Source organism: Vibrio chagasii, assembly GCA_041879415.1.
Classification (GTDB): domain Bacteria; phylum Pseudomonadota; class Gammaproteobacteria; order Enterobacterales; family Vibrionaceae; genus Vibrio.
Genome location: CP090851.1, coordinates 1,366,212 through 1,384,280, shown reverse-complemented (window position 1 = coordinate 1,384,280; position 18,069 = coordinate 1,366,212). Strand labels below are relative to the sequence as shown.

Below are 18,069 nucleotides of genomic sequence, written 5' to 3'. Positions count from 1 at the left end.
GAACGTTGGTGGGGATGAGTTGTACGTGGAGGGTAGGAAGCTGCGATCGGTTGTTCGCGGTAATAACTCATAAACGCAGTATTTAATATGCAGCTAGGACAATAATACGACGTAGTGTGCTTGCTTAGTGCTCGATTGCTCACTGCTGGCTAGTGCTTGCTCGATTTACAATTGGTTGAATAATCAACGAATGGTCAAAAATATGAAGCATGATCTAATTAAATGAAACTAATTTGCTGTATTTAAACAAATTTATTGTTAATAGCTATATGCATCACAGAAATTATTCCTGAAGCACATACAATCCCTCCTGTTTTCGAATGAGCGTTAATTTTTTCGTTCGAGCATTTTATTCTTCCTTCGCCCAATAACATGAGGTTCCTATGTTTGGAATATTCAAACCTATGGCGCATATCGATCGTTTGTCATCAGATAAGATCGATAGCACTTACACACGATTACGATGGCAACTGTTCATCGGTATTTTTGTTGGCTACGCGGGTTACTACCTAGTCCGTAAAAACTTCAGTTTGGCAATGCCTTACTTGATTGAACAGGGTTTCAGCCGTGGTGAGCTGGGTGTGGCATTAGCAGCCGTATCTATTGCTTACGGTTTATCTAAATTCTTAATGGGTAGCGTTTCTGACCGTTCTAACCCTCGTTATTTCCTCAGTGGTGGCTTGTTAATGTCGGCACTGGTTATGTTCTGCTTTGGTTTCATGCCTTGGGCAACCGGCAGCATCACCGCAATGTTTATTCTTCTATTCCTGAACGGTTGGTTCCAAGGTATGGGCTGGCCAGCGTGTGGACGAACCATGGTGCACTGGTGGTCACGTAAAGAGCGTGGCGAGATCGTGTCAGTATGGAACGTTGCCCACAACGTGGGTGGTGGATTGATTGGTCCAATGTTCTTATTGGGTCTGTGGGCTTTTAACGACGATTGGCGAACCGCTTTTTATGTTCCTGCATTTTTTGCCACTCTCGTTGCTATTTTTATTTGGTTCACAGTAAGAGACACCCCTCAATCTTGTGGTCTACCGCCAATTGAAGAGCACAAAAACGACTACCCAGATGACTACGACAAATCTCACGAAACTGAGATGACAGCGAAAGAGATCTTCTTTAAGTACGTATTCAATAACAAACTGCTGTGGTCTATCGCAATTGCAAACGCGTTCGTTTACCTAATTCGTTATGGCGTACTGGACTGGGCACCTGTTTACCTAAAAGAAGCGAAAGACTTCTCTGTAGATAAATCTTCTTGGGCTTACTTCTTGTATGAGTGGGCAGGTATCCCTGGCACGCTATTGTGTGGTTGGATCTCAGATAAGCTATTCAAGGGGCGTCGTGCTCCAGCTGGTATCTTGTTCATGGTATTGGTGACTATCGCGGTTCTAGTTTACTGGTTTAACCCGGCAGGTAACCCAACTATTGATATGATGGCATTGGTTGCAATTGGTTTCCTAATCTACGGTCCGGTAATGCTAATTGGTCTATACGCACTTGAACTTGCACCTAAGAAAGCTGCGGGTACAGCTGCTGGTCTAACAGGTCTATTTGGTTACTTAGGTGGCGCAGTTGCAGCAAACGCAGTACTTGGCTTCATGGTTGACCATTACGGATGGGATGGTGGTTTCACTATCTTGGTGGGTGCTTGTGTTGCTTCAATCATCTGTCTGCTGTACGCGTTTGTCGGTGAGCGTAAGCACCATAAAGAGAAAAGCCTTGAGCGAGAGAAAGAGGCAATAGCTTAATCATTCTTTAACTCAAAATCATCATACTAATAATTAAACGAGGCAGGGATAACCTGCCTCTATTTTATCAAGGAATAGAACAATGAAAACAACGTCACTGTCCCTGACTCTATTGGCTCTAAGCTTATCGGCTAACGCCTTTGCCGATCCTTTGGTTATTGCTCACCGAGGCGCATCGGGCTACTTACCTGAGCACACTCTGCCTGCTAAGGCTCTTGCGTACGCAATGAAGCCGGACTACATCGAACAAGATGTTGTGATGACCAAAGACGACCAACTCGTCGTACTTCACGATCATTATCTAGATCGCGTTACCGATGTTGCAGAGCGCTTTCCTGACCGTGCGCGTGAAGATGGGCGCTACTACGCGATAGATTTTACACTCGCTGAGATAAAATCATTAAGAGTGACAGAAGGCTTTAAGCTTGATGAGCAAGGGAACAAAGTCGCAGGTTACCCAACACGCTTCCCAATGTGGCAGTCTGATTTCCGAGTACCAACGTTTGCAGAAGAAATCGAAATGATCCAAGGCTTGAATAAGACCCTTGGCTATGACGTTGGTATCTACCCAGAAATCAAAGCACCTTGGTTCCACCGTCATGAAGGCAAAGACATCTCTAAAGCAGTACTGGCTACCTTGCATCAATATGGTTACCTATCTAAAGACGATAAGGTCTACTTGCAGTGTTTCGATGCGAACGAACTAAAACGTATAAACGACGAACTCATGCCTGCGATGGAAATGGACCTTAAGCTTGTTCAGCTAATGGCTTACACGGACTGGAATGAAACCATGACTTACAAAGGCGATGTAGCGACGCCTTATAGTTATGATTGGATGTTCGAGAAGGGCGGCATGGCAAAAGTCGCGACTTATGCTGACGGTATTGGTCCTTGGAAGCCTATGCTGGTGGACGATGCATCAACCAAAGACAACATCATTATTAAGCCATTGATGAAGTCAGCGAAAGACGCTGGCTTAGATGTTCACCCATATACATTCCGCGCTGATCCAGGCCGAATTCCAGGCTATGCTGATAACTTCGATGGGATGTTGGATGTGTTTTATAACCAAGTGAAAGTCGACGGTGTGTTTACCGACTTCCCAGACAAAGCTGTAGACTTTTTAAACCGTTAATTGGTTAATCGACTATAAATTACAAAGAGTTAAAAGCACTGCCTGAAGGTGTTTTTAGCTCTTTTTTTGATCTAACAACCCTGCGTTAAATCTGCTTTCTTAACACACTTTCATCGTTACTTGGTTTACACCGTTTACGCTCCTTGATAGGTTACGCGCAATGCAGTCAGTTGCTCAATATGTTGTGATTCTGGCTGAAACAAATATTGAAAATGGACCCATCATGGAAGAAAGAAGCAAAGCTTATCTAGATAGCTATCTCAATACACTGCCGGCTGAGGTTGCCAAACAATACACCTCATTCAGTGCCGACTATTACTGTGCGGATGAATACAATGCCAACCTGTGTGCGCAGCTGATACTGAAAGGTGAAAAACAAGCCTCGTGCAGCTTGGAGTATTGGTACAGCCATGAAGGCGAAACCATACCCGTTGTTGGACATTTACAGGTGGTCACTGATTGGAACGGTGATCCTGTCTGTATTGTTGAACTTACCTCGGTGTCATTGTGCCCATATAACCAAGTGACGGCTGAGTTTGCTGCCGCTGAAGGCGAGGGGGACAAAACGTTGGCATGGTGGCGAGAAGCGCACTGGAACTTTTTCTCTCGTGAGTGTGAAGAGCTAAAGATTACGCCAAGTGAAGACATGATGTTGGTGCTTGAGCGTTTCAAAGTCGTCCATCAATAATTGGTTTGATTTATAGAGAGTGTCACAAGTTAGATGAATCTTAACCCGTGGCACTTAACGCTCAAAAATAGCAAAGCAGTAGAACAAGGAGTGTGAAGTGAAAATTGCGATATTGGATGATTATCAAAATGCAGTAAAAAGTCTCGAGTGTTACCGAAAGTTGGAAGATCATGACGTAACCGTATTCACCGAGACCTATCCAGAAAATGAACTAGCGTTGAAGCTGTACGATTTTGAGGCGCTTGTGCTGATCCGCGAGCGTACCGAAATTACGGAGTCGCTGCTATCTAAACTGCCAAACTTAAAAGTGATCAGCCAAACCGGAAAAGTCAGTAATCACATAGATCCTCAGCTGTGTGAACGTTTCGGTGTTAAAGTGCTAGAAGGGCGAGGTTCACCTGTCGCGCCCTCTGAGCTCTGTTGGGCATTGATTATGGCGGCATCTCGTCACATTCCTACTTACGCTTCAAACCTTAAACAGAACCAATGGCAAGATTCAGGTGTACTCGGTTTAGGCAGAACGCTAAGGGGCCTAAAGCTTGGCATTTGGGGCTATGGAAAAATTGGGCGCTGCATCGCGCAATATGCCAAAGCATTCGGGATGGATGTTATGGTGTGGGGTAGCCAAAATTCGCGAGAACAAGCACAAGCCGATGGGTTCGAGGCGGCAGCAACCAAGCAGGCATTTTTCGAGAGTGTTGACGTACTCTCATTACACCTCCGTTTAAACAGTGTCACTAAAGGCTGTGTTACTGCTAATGACCTGAGCGTAATGAAACCTGATTCACTATTCGTGAATATCAGCCGTGCGGAGTTAGTCGAGCCTAATGCGTTATTTAATGAACTCACCAAGGTACCAAGTAAACGAGCAGCAATTGATGTGTTTGATATTGAACCTGCGACTCCGAATAACGAACCTCTGTTATCTCTACCAAATGTGACTGCAACGCCGCATTTGGGCTACGTTGAACAAAATAGTTACGAACTCTACTTTGATATCGCTTTTGATAACATTCTGTCCTATCACAAAGTTGGCATATAGAGCTAGAATCTGCCCATACAAAAAAGGTAGAGAAAGTATGAACTTAACAGTCAGACAAGTCGTGGTAAGCGATGCTCAAGGCATAATTGACGTATTGAATCCAATTATCACTGAAGCGCGTTACACTATCTTGGATAAGACGTTTACGGTCGAAGAAGAAAAGGCATTTATTGAGTCGTTTCCAGAGCGAGGTGTATTCAGTGTTGCTGTCAATGAAACGACTGGTGACCTGCTTGGTTTTCAAAACGTAGAGCCGTTTGCCTCATATACCAAAGCCTTTGACCACGTCGGTATTATTGGGACTTATGTTGACGCAAATAGCCGTGGGCAAGGCGTCGCAAAGCATTTATTTGAACATACATTCGAAGTCGCAAAAGCCAAAGGCTACGAAAAGCTTTTTGCTTATGTCCTAGCAGATAACGAGCGCGCATTAGCGGCGTACCTCAAACAAGGCTTTGAAACTGTCGGAATTGCAAAGAAACACGCCAAGATTGGTGAGCAATACTTTGATGAGATTCTTATCGAGAAATTCTTGTAAGTACGGTAAAACATTCGAAACATCATCGATGCAGGAGGCATGATGAACAAGGGTACAAAATCAACGGTTGCAACCAAGCTGACCAAAACAGTGTTATTTGATTGGGGCAATACCTTAATGATCGACTTCCCAGACGCACAAGGGAAAATGTGTGACTGGGAAATCGTACAAGAAGTGAGTGGAGCACAAGCTTTACTCGCTGAATTGTCCAAGCATCACAACATCTACATCGCTACTAATGCGGCCGATTCAAGCAAAACTGACATCATCTGTGCGTTTGAGCGAGTTGGCCTGTCGCAATACATTGATGGTTACTTCTGTAAGGCGAGTATTGGTTTATCTAAATACGAGCCGGGCTTCTATCCTGCGATCATCTCGCAACTCGGGATAAAGCCAAAAGAGATCACCATGATTGGCGATACCCTAGAGAAAGATATCTACCCAGCGCTAGAAGCTGGCCTACAGGCAGTTTGGCTCAACACAGAAGGTGATATTCCAGATACAATCTTACCTATTGTTGAGGTTCAAAACCTGATCGAACTACTGGAGTTATGCAATGGATGAACATTCTGAGATTTGGCGTCAGTATTATCAAAAAGCCTTAGATAAGCCTCATTCAAAAAGAACAGAATTCGCTATGAAGCTGAACGAGTCAGGCTTAAATGTCGCGATTGACTGCGGTTGTGGTACAGGAAGTGACATTGAGTTTTTAGAGCAGCAAGGCCACCAAGTTTATGGCTTCGACGTTAACTCTGACTCGATATCGATATGTCGAGACAGGTTCGGTCAAAAAGCTTTGGTCGAGATATCTCAAAGCGCATTTGAAGGTTATGATTATCCCAAAGCCGGGCTAGTGATTGCGAACTCCAGCCTATTTTTTGCAGAGCCAAATCAGTTCGATCAGACGTGGCAGCGAATCATCGAAAGCATTGAAATCGGTGGTGTATTCGCGGGCGATTTCATGGGGGTAGACGATAGTTGGGCTTATGGTTATCGAACCTCTACAACGCCCCTCACAAAGGCAAAAGTACTGAGTTTATTTGATACGTTCGAAGTTATCCGTTTTCACGAGCGAGACGAACAAGCGCTTACATCATTAGGCAAGATGAAGCATTGGCATACTTACTCTGTTGTGGCGATTAAGCGACGTCCAACCTAGTAACGTTAATCTAAAATTTTCTGTGCGTTCATTTTGAAAGCAATCTCTCATTTGTTGTCTAATTAATACTCTAAGCTAAGCCTATATTTCTAATAGAAGGGCTAGGTTATGAGTGTCGAACGTCATGGAATATCGGTTGGAATTGAGCGTGTTAGCGGCGAAACCATTATCGTGTTCAAAGCGAAAGGGAAACTAACGCACGACGACTATCAAGCGATGATACCTATCTTAAAAACCACCATAAAAGAGATCGATTCATCAGCATTAAAGATGATGGTCGATATCTCAACGCTGACGGGGTGGGAATTACGCGCCGCATTGGATGATTTCAAACTCGGGTTAGAGCTCAACTCCAAGATAGACAAGATCGCTATTTGTGGTGATAAAAGCTGGCAAGAACTGGCATCAAAAGTGGGGAGCTGGTTTGTGTCTGGTGAAATCAAATCATTCGAAGATCACGACTCTGCCATAGAGTGGCTTGTTGATTAGATTCATCACATCTTATTTCAAATGACAGCCAGTGGTAAGCGTTGACCTTTAACTAACCACCAGCTGTCATTCATCGACTCCCAACGTTATTTTTTATGTAATTCAATAGAATATGCTGAGTGCTGCAGGTAACATACCGCTCGTGCGATAACGTCGCTCTAACCAGAATAAGAAACGCTATAACAAGGTCTAACAATATGAATAAGGTAATTGATAAGCTCGCTTGGATATTTATTCAAGATGGCAAGCTGCTGATGGTGAGATCAAAAGGCAAAGAACTATTTTACTTACCGGGCGGAAAACGCGAAGCGGGTGAAAGTGATGAGCAAGCATTGCTTCGTGAAATCAAAGAAGAGATTTCAGTCGATTTAGTACCTGATTCAATCAAATACGTTGAGACGTTTACTGGCCAAGCTGATGGCAAAGCGGAAGGCGTTTCTGTGCAATTGACTTGTTACGCTGCTGACTACACAGGTGAACTATCACCAGACGCTGAAATCGAAGAGCTTAAGTTTGTCGATGGCAATGACAGAGAAGTATGTTCATTGGCAGCACTGGTCGCGCTAGATTGGTTAGAAGAGAATCAGTACTTGTCGTAAAGGCGAGGTAAGCTCCCCAAAAGATCACAATTATCAAAAGCTTGAAGGGCGACTTCCTTTCATTAAAAGGTCGAGTTTTCTTTGAGCTTTTTTCGTATCTTGCAGATCCACTACTTCAATCATCTCACACTCATCCCTGACCATCTCATTGATTAGACTAGGGTAGTGTCGGCAATCCTCTGGGCGGTCTAAGTAAATACTGCAGGTGTATTTGGCTTGAGCGTTTGTGTTTTTATTCGGGGCGACCTCTAGAAACGGACAACGAGTTAAACGTTCGCCGGATAGAGGATCGAACCAAATTTCACCACCGCGAACATATTCAAAGATGTCCGGGTTGAACAGTTCCCACAAATCAATCTCTTCTTGAGTTGCGGCGAGGTCGCCATCCCCATATTTGATGCAACATTTTCCGCATTGATTACAATCTTTCATTCTTGGCTTCTTCGTTGGCTGACTCTTTTAATGTTACCACTGATACGCGTGGCACGTTGATTTTGTTGTTCAAAGTATAAAAATGGCGCGATAAACAGTGATACAATTTGGCTTCATAAGTGATTAATACTAAAGGCTTCAAATGAGAACTATCTACACCACTGAAGGCGATATAAACGCAAAGAAACAGAAGGACGCTTACCCAAAGCTAGCATTATGTGAAAGTTGCGTGCGTGATTACGTGGTAATTGAACAAGGCGAACGTACTTACCAGCCTTGTGCAAAATGTGGTGCTGACGATTAACTCATATTCAAACCCTGCACGTTCAATGAGGTGGTTGTTACGTGACAATGTCACCTAACATTTACCTCATTGCTAAGCTCAACATCAATCACTAAGGAATGGCCTGTAATGGAGAAGGAAATGTCCAACGTAGAAAACCTGAAAGTCACTGAAATAAAATCGTTTGTTCCCGCAGAAGATTTCGACCTATCTAAGAGATTTTACCAAGCTCTGGGGTTTGAACTCATGTCTGAATTCCATGATATCGCTTATTTTCGTCACGGCGATTATGCATTCCTGTTACAAGATTTTTACGAACCTGCGCACTGTCACAATTACATGATGCACTTGCTCGTAGAAGACGTAAAAAGTTGGTATCAGCACCTACAAAACTCTAATGTAATGGCGGAATTTGAAGTAACCGTTACCGAGGTTGTTGAGCAACCTTGGGGAATGCTTGAGTTTTGTATCACTGACCCAAGTGGTGTGCTTTGGCGTGTAGCCGAGAACATAAAGCCGCGTAACTCTTAACTTGTTTTAAGGCCAGTGAAACGCTTCAAATTATCCATATGTCGCTTTATTTATGCCGGTCTTCGGTAATTATCAAATAGGTTCAAACATGGATATAAAGGCAAAAATGCACAGCCAAGACGTTTATTACTGTGATGACGTCGATCTGGTCGCCGAGCAAACACAATGCTTAGAAGTGCTGTACGATTTCAACCACACTCGCCCGAGTGAGGGTAAAAAACGCCAACAAATTATGAAGCAACTGTTCGCAGAAGTCGGCGAGGGTTGTTACATAGAGCCACCACTGCACGCCAACTGGGGGCGTCACACTCACCTCGGTAACAACGTATACGTAAACTTCAACCTAACGCTTGTCGACGACACCGACGTATTCATCGGTGATAACGTGATGATTGCACCTAACGTAACCATCGCGACAGGCACACATCCCATCAGCCCAGAACTCAGGCTCAAAGCTGCGCAGTTCAATGTTCCTGTCCGTATCTGTAACAACGTATGGCTTGGTGCGCACACAGTTGTGTTGCCGGGCGTCACCATAGGTGAAAACTCGGTAATTGGCGCTGGCAGCATAGTCACGAAAGACATCCCAGCCAATGTGGTAGCTGTTGGTAACCCTTGCAAAGTCGTACGAGAAATCAACGAACACGACCGAGAGTACTATCACAAAGATCGCCGCATTCCAGAAGAGCTGAAGTAAACCGTATTGACCAAATTCTTATGTTGGGAGTTTGGTCATACTAGACAGAAATATTCCGTACTTTACCAAAAGCCGACACTAGCTGTGATATAAGTCGTTGTTATATAATGACTAGATTGCATATGAGCTGTGAACGGTAGAAACTAGACAGAATTAATCTGCATTTAAATACAGAATTTTTCAGTCTAATAGAGCTGTTAGATGAGCAAGGAGGCTCTAGTGATTGAAAGGAAACGTGGGGTATATCAAGGACGCAATAAGTCATCTGCATATAAAGACTTAGTGTGGACGGTTGCTACGGCGTCAAATACAGAGCTTGGGATCGCAGAACAAACCAAGTCAACTTTAGAAATAATCGAGCGCAATTTAGAAGAATTGGGCTCAAATAAGTTTCAAATTGTCAGTTCTCAAGTTTATATCGCAGACATAAAAGATAAACCAATTATGGACTCAATTTGGTGTGACTGGCTAGGTGATAATCCAGATAACTGGCCTCAACGAGCATGCCTAGGTGTTGAACTAGAGGGCAAAGTACTGATAGAAGTAACCGTCACAGCGGTACGTGGGTAATACTCATCTAACAAAATGTTCAAGGCAGATTCCCAACGCTTGCGATCTTCAGGGTTAACTTTGGCTTCTGTGTTTACGGTGGTATGGTTTGAGTTAGGTGGAGCGTTGCTCACTACTTAACATGGCGTTATACAAAATTAGAAGTATCGTACTAGAGGTTAGTTTACTAGATGAGTATTAGAGAGCACCTAACTGCATTGGTTGCCGAGTTAACATATATTCATTCGAAAGAGTTTTCTTGGGGTAGCGAACATGGTTTTCCTTGTTTCGTAACAGATGACACTCACGGATATCAAATTAGCTTTACACCAGACGCGAATGAGCACTTAAGAAAGCTAACGACAGTTATATTTGAAAACCGAAAAAATGGGTTACCAAGGATTGAGCTGGGAAGTTACATGAAAGTAACGCAACAAATCGTTGCAAATATGTTCGTAGAAGGCGCTTTTGACAATGAATATATGGCTGGTGATAAATCCGCAATTAAAGAACTTAAGTGCAAAATTGAACAAGTAATTTCTGATAACGTAACATCATTTACTCATTACTTCCCTGCTTGGACTTTGGGAATAGAGTCTGAAGCTCCTTTTGAGTTAGGTCCTATTACATTTATAACTAGAGACAATTGGATTGATGCAGTTGATTTCCCACAATCTGGCAAGGATAGTTATCTAGGAGAAAAAGAAGCTAACAATAATTGGAAAATATTAGTAAAAGAGGCTTTAAATAACCCGAAGCATCGAGAAAAAATACCAGGTTTGGGTTCGGATATTTATCTCGCGATAAAAGATTGCCCGTCTTTAATTAAGGTGACTATTTCAGGTTTTGAAAGAGATTATTCTCGAAAGCTTGCTCAAATTGTCGCCAAAAGTGCTCTTGACTCGCTTTCGTTACTTCTTGGAGGGCGCTCTTTCTTTTTGCAGCAAGCACTCCATGAAGAAAGGTTAGGTCCTGTTAGTACCCATCGGTTAATTGAAACAAATGGCAATCTTTGGCTCCCTGGATCAGGATTAAGTGACCGATTTATTGGAGTATCTAAAACTAGGCTCGAGGAAGCTATGTCGAGTATAAAATCATTTATTCCATCAATCGCTTCAATTTTAGAAGGGTTACTACATCCAGGACAACATTCTCATCCTAAGTTAGTTGTTCGTTGGGCTACAGCTTTAGATTGGTTTGGCGAAGCATGTCGTGAATCGAGTGATGCAGTTGCTATTGCAAAGTTAGGGACAAGTTTAGATGTTCTTTCAAATGGAGGTAAGTCCGGCGGTATCTCAGACATGGTTTCAACTTTGCTTGGGGTTGATGGACAAGAGGTCGTAACGAAAGGAAACAAACCTAAAACGTTAGATCAATTGATCAAGCAAATTTATGACGATGGGCGTTCAAAGGTATTGCATGGCACTTACTATGACAGGTTGGAGTCTCTACACGCTGAAAGGAAAATTGCCTATGAAGTTGCCAGAAATACGCTGATATCTGCTGCGATGTGTTTGTATGAATACACAGGTGATGATAACGACAAAGCATTCAGAAGTATGCAGCCTATATAAGCTAATTAGTTTCTTACACTTTTTGTATAACAAACTGTTTAAGAGTGATTCGCAACGCGTGGCATTTTTACCACGCGTTGGTTTTAGTGTTTAAGGTGGTATGCGGCTACTTCGGTATTGCGTTGCTCACACCTTAACAGGGCGTTATGTAATATGGAGGTTCAATGAAGATCGCAGTAATACTAGGTACTTCTAAATCTGATGGAAATACACGAGTTTTAGTTGGTTCATTCATAGAGAAATCAGGCGCAAAGTTGTTTGATTTATCCAATTACATCATTAGCTTCTATGATTATGAGCACAATAATAGAAGCGATGATTTCCTATCAGTCATCCATGACTTAGCGGACTATGACCATCTTGTCTTTGCCTCTCCAGTCTATTGGTACTCAATGTCAGCGCAATTAAAGGTTTTCTTTGACCGCTTGTCTGACCTGCTCACGATTGAAAAAGATTTAGGGCGTAAGCTAAAAGGGAAGTCTATTTCAGTGCTATCAACTGGGTACAATACAGAACTCCCAGATTGTTTCATACAACCTTTTAAACTAACCGCAAACTATATGCAATTTGAGTTCAAAGGTTGCGAATACCTAGCTATACAAAGTGAATCAGATTTAGGTAAAGTGGCAAATAGTGCAGTGCGACTGGTTGAAAATATTACATAACAATGCATTTAAGAGTGATTCGCAACGCTTAGCAGTTTCGCTTCGCTCAAGTATAGCCAAGCGCCGCTCACACCTTAATGCGGCGTTATGTGAATGGCGAAAAATCACAGAATCTAATCTCTAACTTCTTGCTACAACTCATATTTACAGCAGCTCCAATTCGGTAAAATGCTCGAATATATTAGTCGTAGTCTGGTGAGTTATGATCGCAGTAATTTTTGAAGTACAGGTAGCAGAGGGTAAAACTTCTGAATATCTAGATATTGCAAGTGAACTAAAACCGCTGCTATCAGATATTGATGGTTTTATCTCAATCGAACGTTTCCAAAGTCTAACAAATGACAGCAAGGTTCTATCTTTGTCATTTTGGCGTGACGAAGAAGCAATTCAAGAGTGGCGGAATCTAGAATCTCATCGATTTGCTCAATTAAAAGGTCGTAGTGGTGTTTTTGAAAGCTACAGACTCAGAGTTGGGGGTGTCATCAGAGACTATGGCATGGACATACGTTCAGAAGCCCCAAAAGATAGTATCGACGCACACGGCTAAAATTCACATAACAAAGCGTTTAAGACAGATTCCCAACGCTTGGCATTTTGCGTTTGAATCAGCTTTAGTGATTAAGGCACAATGGATTAGGTTTGGTACGGCGTTGCTCACTACTTAACGCGGCGTTATATTTTTCTTGGCAACGGAGAACTTGCTTGAGAGTTAGAAAACTAAACAAATACAAATTCAAGCGTATGAACGATAGTTATCCTCTGTACGCAAGGTTACTTGCTAGAGATATCGTCAAAATTCCAGAACTGCCAGATTTTAGCTCCGATGATGGGCTATTTATAATGTCAGATTTTGGAGGCGAGCACAAAGGTGCTGATTTCTCAACTTACGCATTTCTTATATTGTCAGCAGATAAGCGTTTTGTATTTGAAGAACACGTAAAAGAACTCAGGGAAAAGCATTCTTTGAATGAACCATTCAAAGAGCTTAACTATAAGGACTTGAGGTACGGTCCAATCAAGAGAGCACTATCAGAATATTTAGAATTAGTAGATAAATATATACATGGTGCTTTAGTTACTGTTTCAATTGACCGAAATATTGAAACTGTTTTTGGCTTGAATGCACAAGCATCTCATAAAGAATTAGTGGCTCTTTTATCCAATCATGGTTTCTCAGGCTGGAAAGGAAAGGACGCGGAAAAACTCTTTAGAGTGTTACATCCGCTTTGCATGTTTTTAAGCGCGCTTGGACATCATGGACAGAAAACCTTGTGGCTTTGCGACAATGATACAATTAATGAAGATGGCAATGAACGGTCATTTGAAGACACGCAAAAAATATATAGTAATGTCCTAAAAATGTACTGTGATTATGAGTTTGATATTCTAGGCTTTGCTAAACCGTTTGATAACGAGCCATTAACGAGCGACTTGTTAAGTGTTACAGATTTTGCTGCTGGGACGATACAAGATATTTTACAGTCCCATGTAAAAAAGAAGGATTATAAAGGTAATGAGTCTAAGGTTAAGCTAGTCAAATGGATGGCAAAAGAGAGCACGTTTTTGTCGAAAATAAATCTCATAATTACCAGGTTAGAAGATGGCGATTGGGGATGTGGGACAGTCGAGTTGGGTGAAAAAATATAACAAATTGTTTAAGAGTGATTCGCAACGCGTGGCATTTGTACTATGCGTTGGTTTTAGTGTTTAAGGTGGGTTATTTAGCAGGGTGGCAGGTTTGTTAGCCACTTAGCTTGGCGTTATAAGCCTTACTTCATGCACTGTTTGCATATACAGTTATCATGTGGTTGAATAGGAGGGAATTATTAGATTGCTGTAATTACTATGGAACAAAGTAAAAAAGAACTACGAATCAAGCTTTTTAGTTGGATTGCTGTACTTTGCATAGCACAATTCATGGTAGATAAAGTGATTTTTGACATTCCTAAGCCTATGATGGATAAGGATATTGAATTTTATCAGCCCAAAAGTGACTTAGATTCTAACTTGCGAAATATGAACCTATATATTCACGATAAAGATTTGATATCGGAGCTTAGTATCGAAACTGGGCAAAAAACCGTCAATGACGAATATATTGCCATTTTGCGTGAATACCATAACCAAATGTTAGAATTGTATAACCTTGTATCTTCCAAGCCTGTTCTAATGTCGATCGAGAAGATGGCTGATAATATCGCTGTATCTCTTGAATACACTAATTCAGATCAGTGTTTATTCATTGATGATTCAAAGGATATATATAATAAGTTAGTCCAAGAATACCCTACACTAATTGAAAGGTTGAGCCAAAGACCAGATGCTATTATGCGGATACATAAGCGAATATATAGTGTCAAGCCGGAAAGAAATGAAAATGGTGAGTACAACCTCGATGGGATGGTTGAACGAATCGAAATTATTCGTGATTTAATGCAAGACCAATACTTAGCCGTAAGAAAAGGCAATACTGAAGCGTTGCAAGAAATTAACCAATTCCTAGTTCGTTTTGATGATCTTCATGCGGTCTATACTCGTTGTGCCAAAAACTATAACAGTGAAGTCAAGAATATGACAGACATAAGGGACGTAGTTAGCTTTCTTATCTTTATAGTGTTAACTGTACTCGTTTATCGTAAAGAAATTCTCAGCTAACAATTTAGCTGGCGGCTTATAACAAAGCATTTAAGAGTGATTCCCAACGCATGGCATTTTTCATTCCATCGTTGGGGTTTGTGTTTACGGTTGTATGGTTAAGTTCCGTGGTAGCGTTGCTCACACCTTAATGCGGCGTTAGGTTTTCGGAGTCACATGAAGAAAGTTCTGTTTATTTTTTGTATGCTGATGTCAGGGGTAGTAATGTCTGAGGGTTTGTTTTTAATCTCATATAACGAAGTGTCCGAACGTTATGCAATTCTCGATGAGTTTGAAGAGTCTGGGGTTCTTTACCTAACTAAGCCTCAAACTCAAAAGCCAGAAAGAGATGCTGTGGCGTACATACAGTACGCACCTGTTTCCGAGGAATCTTGGAAGGAGAAAATGAGAGCAGGGGAACCGCCACAATTACACCAAGGGCTAGTTTCCAAAACAGCAATTATTGAGAAGACAGTAGAGCAAGATTTTAGCTTTCAATGGTCGGCTGATGGTAATTCAGTAGCCTTACTATATAGAAGCGTTCCTATAGCTTTCGTTACTAAAAGCGAAAAGTATGGTTTTAGCAAAGCGGTTGTATCAGATTCGCCAGTTGTTTCAGTCTGGAATTCAGAGAAGTTTAGTGAACTATTTGAGTAAAAACCTAACAAAGAATTTAAGAGTGATTCGCAACGCTTGGCGCTTTCGCTGCGCTCAAGTATAGCCAAGCGTCGCTAATACCTTAATGCGGCGTTATAAATACCATCTACTTTTGAGTCTGGTGGTTCTTGGAAGCATACATATTCGAATGTGAGGGAGAGTACATTGAAGTTTTGGTTTGTAGGCGAAGCTATATGTTTGGTCTTTTATATCTACGTTTTTTCAGAGATTAACTATGATGTAACCCATAATTTTCTTTACTCTGCTGTAGTAATGCTTGTATCTGCAGTCATTGTCTATTTAATGTTTGTTGTGAAATTTATTAGGGTACAGTCTCGAAATCAGACTGCGGTTGAAAGCAATACATTCAAACAATATGGGCCTAAGAAAAGCCGTTGGTATGAAAAATACTCGAAGTCAACAGTTGCTTTCTTATTATGGGTAGCAATAACTTTCTTACTTTCGACGATTGATCAAAGTATTGAGCTAGATAAAAGAGTGACTACTGGGCTGAGCATACTTGAGTCAAAGTCAACGACTATTGGAAGATCTTGGGCAGCGTTAGTAGAGGTTTCTGAAGACGGGAAAAGCATAACTTGTCGGGGATCTTACAATCACATTATTGAGAAAAATCTGCCCGCTACAGTTAGCCTTATATACTCTAAGACACTAATTGGCTTCGAGAAGATCAACTGCCAACTACATTTAGACAAAGAGTAATTCTCTGTGTTGTGAGAATTTAAGCGGGATGCTTGTAAGCAATGTATTTATAACAAAGTGTTTAAGACAGATTCCCAACACTCGGCATTTTCAGTTTGATTTAGCTTCAGTGTCTACGGCCTAATCTTTTAGGTGAGGTGGCCTGCGTTGTTCACCACTTAACGCGGCGTTATATGCCAATACAGCTAGGAAGTAAAAATGAACCTTGTATATGAATTTCTATATGTGCTTTCATTATCCAAACGCACTCAATTAGCATTGATTCTTGGCGTCGTTTTTCACTTCGTCATTTTATTGGTCGGCAAATACTACATCGCTGAAATTGAGTTCCAAGGGGTAATGAAACCTTTGGAAGATGCCATAGTTGGGAAGCTATTACATAGGTACGACAAGGTAGCATTGTTTGCCTTAGTTTCGTTCTGGGTCTTGGCTTTTAAGTGCTATCGTAAAGATCGCAAAAGGCTATATAGCTTGTAGCTCTTGCTTTGGGGACTCACTAAGGGACTCTCCGGCTTTGGGTTGAGGCATATAACAATCTGTTTAAGAGTGATTCGCAACGCGTGGCATTTTTACTATGCGTTGATTTTAGTGTTTAAGGTGGTATGCGGCGACTTCGGTATTGCGTTGCTCCTCCCCTCAACAGGACGCTATGAGTTCTAAATGGAAATCGAACATGAAATTACCAAATTTGAGACAGCGAGATGGAAGCTATCTATGTGGAGCCTACAGTGTAGTTGCCTGCATTAGGTATTTTGGGTTGGAAAATAGAAAGGTTAATATCCCTGTTTTTGATGTAGAAAGAGAGTGCTTTTCTAACAAATCTAAAGAAGTAAATACCTCACTGGAATCGAATGAATTAGCAAATGTCATTTACCAAATCACGGGTATTGGCTTACCAATGAGCGATGGGAAGTATGTGAAATCAGGTGGTTTTAGCCCGATGTTTATGGTTGTTCACGTGCTTAGAACTTTTGGATTTGATGTGGCATTAGCCTGTGCTCCGGGGGCAGAAGAACTTTTGAATACTCGGTATCCGGATGAGTACAATCGACTAAAAAGTTCAAACATTATATTTGAGCTAGATGATGCTGAACAATTCACAAATGAATATAGTTTGAAAATATCAGTGATATTTTATGAACTACCAAATGGGAGTTTAACTAGTCACTATATCGTTAATGATGAACAAGGGAATTGGTTAGACACCGAACTGGACGAACATCCTTTGTATTGGGACAGAATCAATGATTGGCACACTAGTAGTAATAAACGTAAAGGTAGCAGTTGGGCTGGGATATCTTTGATAGTGAGACTCCCGAACTCATAACAAAACGTTTAATTCAGATTCGCAATGCGTGGCATTTTTACAGTGCGTTGACTTAAGTGATTAAGGCGGTATGGAGCGGCTTCGGTATTGCGTGGCTCACCCCTTAACAGGGCGCTATCTATCACATGAGGATTTATGGAACTAGCTAATTTTAAAGATGACTTTTGGCACCTAAGGAATGGAGAAAAATGTCATAGAGACAACCCAGATACCTTTTGGATTCCTTCCTTAAATGACCGGAAAGCTCTGAAAGTTGGAGATGCAGCTAAGATAATCTTGGAAATTGAGTGTGAAGATGAAATGGGTCAAGTCCACATTGAATCTGAGCGAGGGTACGTAATTATATCTCAAATCGTTGACGATAAGTTTATCGGTATTCTGGATTTTCAACCTTGTTGTATCGAACCTAACGAGGAAAGTGTATATCTTGGGTTTGGGGTCGAAATCCCGTTTGGTATAGAACATATAATCGATATAGATCGACCACCACAAGACTATATCGATTGGCAATTAGATCGGAAACCTGAAAAAGTCTGGTATCGTCGGTGATACATAACAAGCGTTCAAGACGAATTCCCAACGCTTGGCAGTTT

The 18,069-nt window shown here is 41.6% G+C and carries 26 protein-coding genes; 25 read left to right on the top strand and 1 reads right to left on the bottom strand.

The window, feature by feature from the left end:
- The first annotated feature begins 383 nt into the window (after nucleotides 1-383).
- The 9 genes from glpT (at nucleotide 384) to L0991_06145 (ending at nucleotide 7,407) form a co-directional block, all read left to right on the top strand.
- On the top strand, nucleotides 384-1,754 hold the full coding sequence (gene glpT, locus L0991_06185) for a glycerol-3-phosphate transporter (protein ID XGB63657.1): 1,371 nt from the start codon (nucleotides 384-386) through the stop codon (nucleotides 1,752-1,754).
- Nucleotides 1,755-1,836: 82 nt separating this feature from the next.
- Complete coding sequence (gene glpQ / locus L0991_06180; GenBank protein XGB63656.1) at nucleotides 1,837-2,892, top strand: glycerophosphodiester phosphodiesterase; 1,056 nt, start codon at nucleotides 1,837-1,839, stop codon at nucleotides 2,890-2,892.
- A gap of 223 nt (nucleotides 2,893-3,115) precedes the next feature.
- Nucleotides 3,116-3,580, top strand: a complete 465-nt coding sequence (locus L0991_06175) for an ASCH domain-containing protein (GenBank protein ID XGB63858.1) — start codon at nucleotides 3,116-3,118, stop codon at nucleotides 3,578-3,580.
- Between the two features lie 97 nt (nucleotides 3,581-3,677).
- Nucleotides 3,678-4,622, top strand: a complete 945-nt coding sequence (locus L0991_06170) for a D-2-hydroxyacid dehydrogenase family protein (GenBank protein ID XGB63655.1) — start codon at nucleotides 3,678-3,680, stop codon at nucleotides 4,620-4,622.
- A gap of 37 nt (nucleotides 4,623-4,659) precedes the next feature.
- On the top strand, nucleotides 4,660-5,160 hold the full coding sequence (locus L0991_06165) for a GNAT family N-acetyltransferase (GenBank protein XGB63654.1): 501 nt from the start codon (nucleotides 4,660-4,662) through the stop codon (nucleotides 5,158-5,160).
- Between the two features lie 42 nt (nucleotides 5,161-5,202).
- Complete coding sequence (locus L0991_06160) at nucleotides 5,203-5,724, top strand: HAD family hydrolase (GenBank protein ID XGB63653.1); 522 nt, start codon at nucleotides 5,203-5,205, stop codon at nucleotides 5,722-5,724.
- Nucleotides 5,717-6,319 (top strand): class I SAM-dependent methyltransferase, encoded by a 603-nt coding sequence (locus L0991_06155; GenBank protein XGB63652.1) that lies wholly within the window; start codon nucleotides 5,717-5,719, stop codon nucleotides 6,317-6,319. The genes L0991_06160 and L0991_06155 overlap by 8 nt, the downstream gene beginning before the upstream one ends.
- A gap of 108 nt (nucleotides 6,320-6,427) precedes the next feature.
- Complete coding sequence (locus L0991_06150; GenBank protein XGB63651.1) at nucleotides 6,428-6,808, top strand: STAS/SEC14 domain-containing protein; 381 nt, start codon at nucleotides 6,428-6,430, stop codon at nucleotides 6,806-6,808.
- A 197-nt stretch (nucleotides 6,809-7,005) separates the two neighbouring features.
- On the top strand, nucleotides 7,006-7,407 hold the full coding sequence (locus L0991_06145) for an NUDIX domain-containing protein (protein ID XGB63650.1): 402 nt from the start codon (nucleotides 7,006-7,008) through the stop codon (nucleotides 7,405-7,407).
- 33 nt (nucleotides 7,408-7,440) lie between these two features.
- Here the strand turns inward: L0991_06145 and L0991_06140 are convergent, their stop codons facing one another.
- Nucleotides 7,441-7,839 (bottom strand): YkgJ family cysteine cluster protein, encoded by a 399-nt coding sequence (locus tag L0991_06140; GenBank protein ID XGB63649.1) that lies wholly within the window; start codon nucleotides 7,837-7,839, stop codon nucleotides 7,441-7,443.
- 142 nt (nucleotides 7,840-7,981) lie between these two features.
- Here L0991_06140 and L0991_06135 point away from each other — a divergent pair, with 142 nt between their 5' ends.
- From L0991_06135 to L0991_06060, 16 genes are all read left to right on the top strand, one after another.
- Nucleotides 7,982-8,143: a hypothetical protein gene (locus L0991_06135; protein ID XGB63648.1), complete on the top strand. Its 162-nt coding sequence runs from the start codon at nucleotides 7,982-7,984 to the stop codon at nucleotides 8,141-8,143.
- Nucleotides 8,144-8,263: 120 nt separating this feature from the next.
- Nucleotides 8,264-8,653, top strand: coding sequence for a VOC family protein (locus L0991_06130; GenBank protein ID XGB63647.1), 390 nt, complete (start codon nucleotides 8,264-8,266; stop codon nucleotides 8,651-8,653).
- A gap of 88 nt (nucleotides 8,654-8,741) precedes the next feature.
- A complete protein-coding gene (locus L0991_06125; protein XGB63646.1) occupies nucleotides 8,742-9,350 on the top strand; it encodes a sugar O-acetyltransferase in 609 nt (202 codons plus the stop codon).
- Between the two features lie 219 nt (nucleotides 9,351-9,569).
- Nucleotides 9,570-9,920, top strand: coding sequence for a RidA family protein (locus L0991_06120; protein ID XGB63645.1), 351 nt, complete (start codon nucleotides 9,570-9,572; stop codon nucleotides 9,918-9,920).
- 398 nt (nucleotides 9,921-10,318) lie between these two features.
- Complete coding sequence (locus L0991_06115; protein XGB63644.1) at nucleotides 10,319-11,473, top strand: hypothetical protein; 1,155 nt, start codon at nucleotides 10,319-10,321, stop codon at nucleotides 11,471-11,473.
- Nucleotides 11,474-11,517: 44 nt separating this feature from the next.
- The gene (locus L0991_06110) at nucleotides 11,518-11,610 is read left to right on the top strand and encodes a DUF3265 domain-containing protein (GenBank protein ID XGB63643.1); all 93 of its coding nucleotides are present in this window, start codon (nucleotides 11,518-11,520) and stop codon (nucleotides 11,608-11,610) included.
- Nucleotides 11,611-11,637: 27 nt separating this feature from the next.
- Nucleotides 11,638-12,138 carry an NAD(P)H-dependent oxidoreductase gene (locus L0991_06105; GenBank protein ID XGB63642.1) on the top strand — a complete coding sequence of 167 codons (501 nt, stop codon included), beginning with the start codon at nucleotides 11,638-11,640 and terminating at the stop codon, nucleotides 12,136-12,138.
- A gap of 202 nt (nucleotides 12,139-12,340) precedes the next feature.
- Nucleotides 12,341-12,685 (top strand): antibiotic biosynthesis monooxygenase, encoded by a 345-nt coding sequence (locus tag L0991_06100; GenBank protein ID XGB63641.1) that lies wholly within the window; start codon nucleotides 12,341-12,343, stop codon nucleotides 12,683-12,685.
- 155 nt (nucleotides 12,686-12,840) lie between these two features.
- A complete protein-coding gene (locus L0991_06095; GenBank protein ID XGB63640.1) occupies nucleotides 12,841-13,785 on the top strand; it encodes a hypothetical protein in 945 nt (314 codons plus the stop codon).
- 198 nt (nucleotides 13,786-13,983) lie between these two features.
- A complete protein-coding gene (locus L0991_06090) occupies nucleotides 13,984-14,793 on the top strand; it encodes a hypothetical protein (protein XGB63639.1) in 810 nt (269 codons plus the stop codon).
- A 156-nt stretch (nucleotides 14,794-14,949) separates the two neighbouring features.
- A complete protein-coding gene (locus tag L0991_06085; protein ID XGB63638.1) occupies nucleotides 14,950-15,429 on the top strand; it encodes a hypothetical protein in 480 nt (159 codons plus the stop codon).
- Between the two features lie 165 nt (nucleotides 15,430-15,594).
- Nucleotides 15,595-16,149 carry a hypothetical protein gene (locus L0991_06080; GenBank protein ID XGB63637.1) on the top strand — a complete coding sequence of 185 codons (555 nt, stop codon included), beginning with the start codon at nucleotides 15,595-15,597 and terminating at the stop codon, nucleotides 16,147-16,149.
- 198 nt (nucleotides 16,150-16,347) lie between these two features.
- Nucleotides 16,348-16,626, top strand: a complete 279-nt coding sequence (locus L0991_06075; GenBank protein ID XGB63636.1) for a hypothetical protein — start codon at nucleotides 16,348-16,350, stop codon at nucleotides 16,624-16,626.
- Nucleotides 16,627-16,695: 69 nt separating this feature from the next.
- The gene (locus L0991_06070) at nucleotides 16,696-16,809 is read left to right on the top strand and encodes a DUF3265 domain-containing protein (GenBank protein ID XGB63635.1); all 114 of its coding nucleotides are present in this window, start codon (nucleotides 16,696-16,698) and stop codon (nucleotides 16,807-16,809) included.
- A 13-nt stretch (nucleotides 16,810-16,822) separates the two neighbouring features.
- Entirely contained in the window at nucleotides 16,823-17,476 is a 654-nt protein-coding gene (locus tag L0991_06065; protein XGB63634.1) for a hypothetical protein, read from the top strand.
- A 135-nt stretch (nucleotides 17,477-17,611) separates the two neighbouring features.
- Nucleotides 17,612-18,025, top strand: coding sequence for a hypothetical protein (locus L0991_06060; GenBank protein ID XGB63633.1), 414 nt, complete (start codon nucleotides 17,612-17,614; stop codon nucleotides 18,023-18,025).
- The last annotated feature ends 44 nt before the right edge of the window (nucleotides 18,026-18,069 follow it).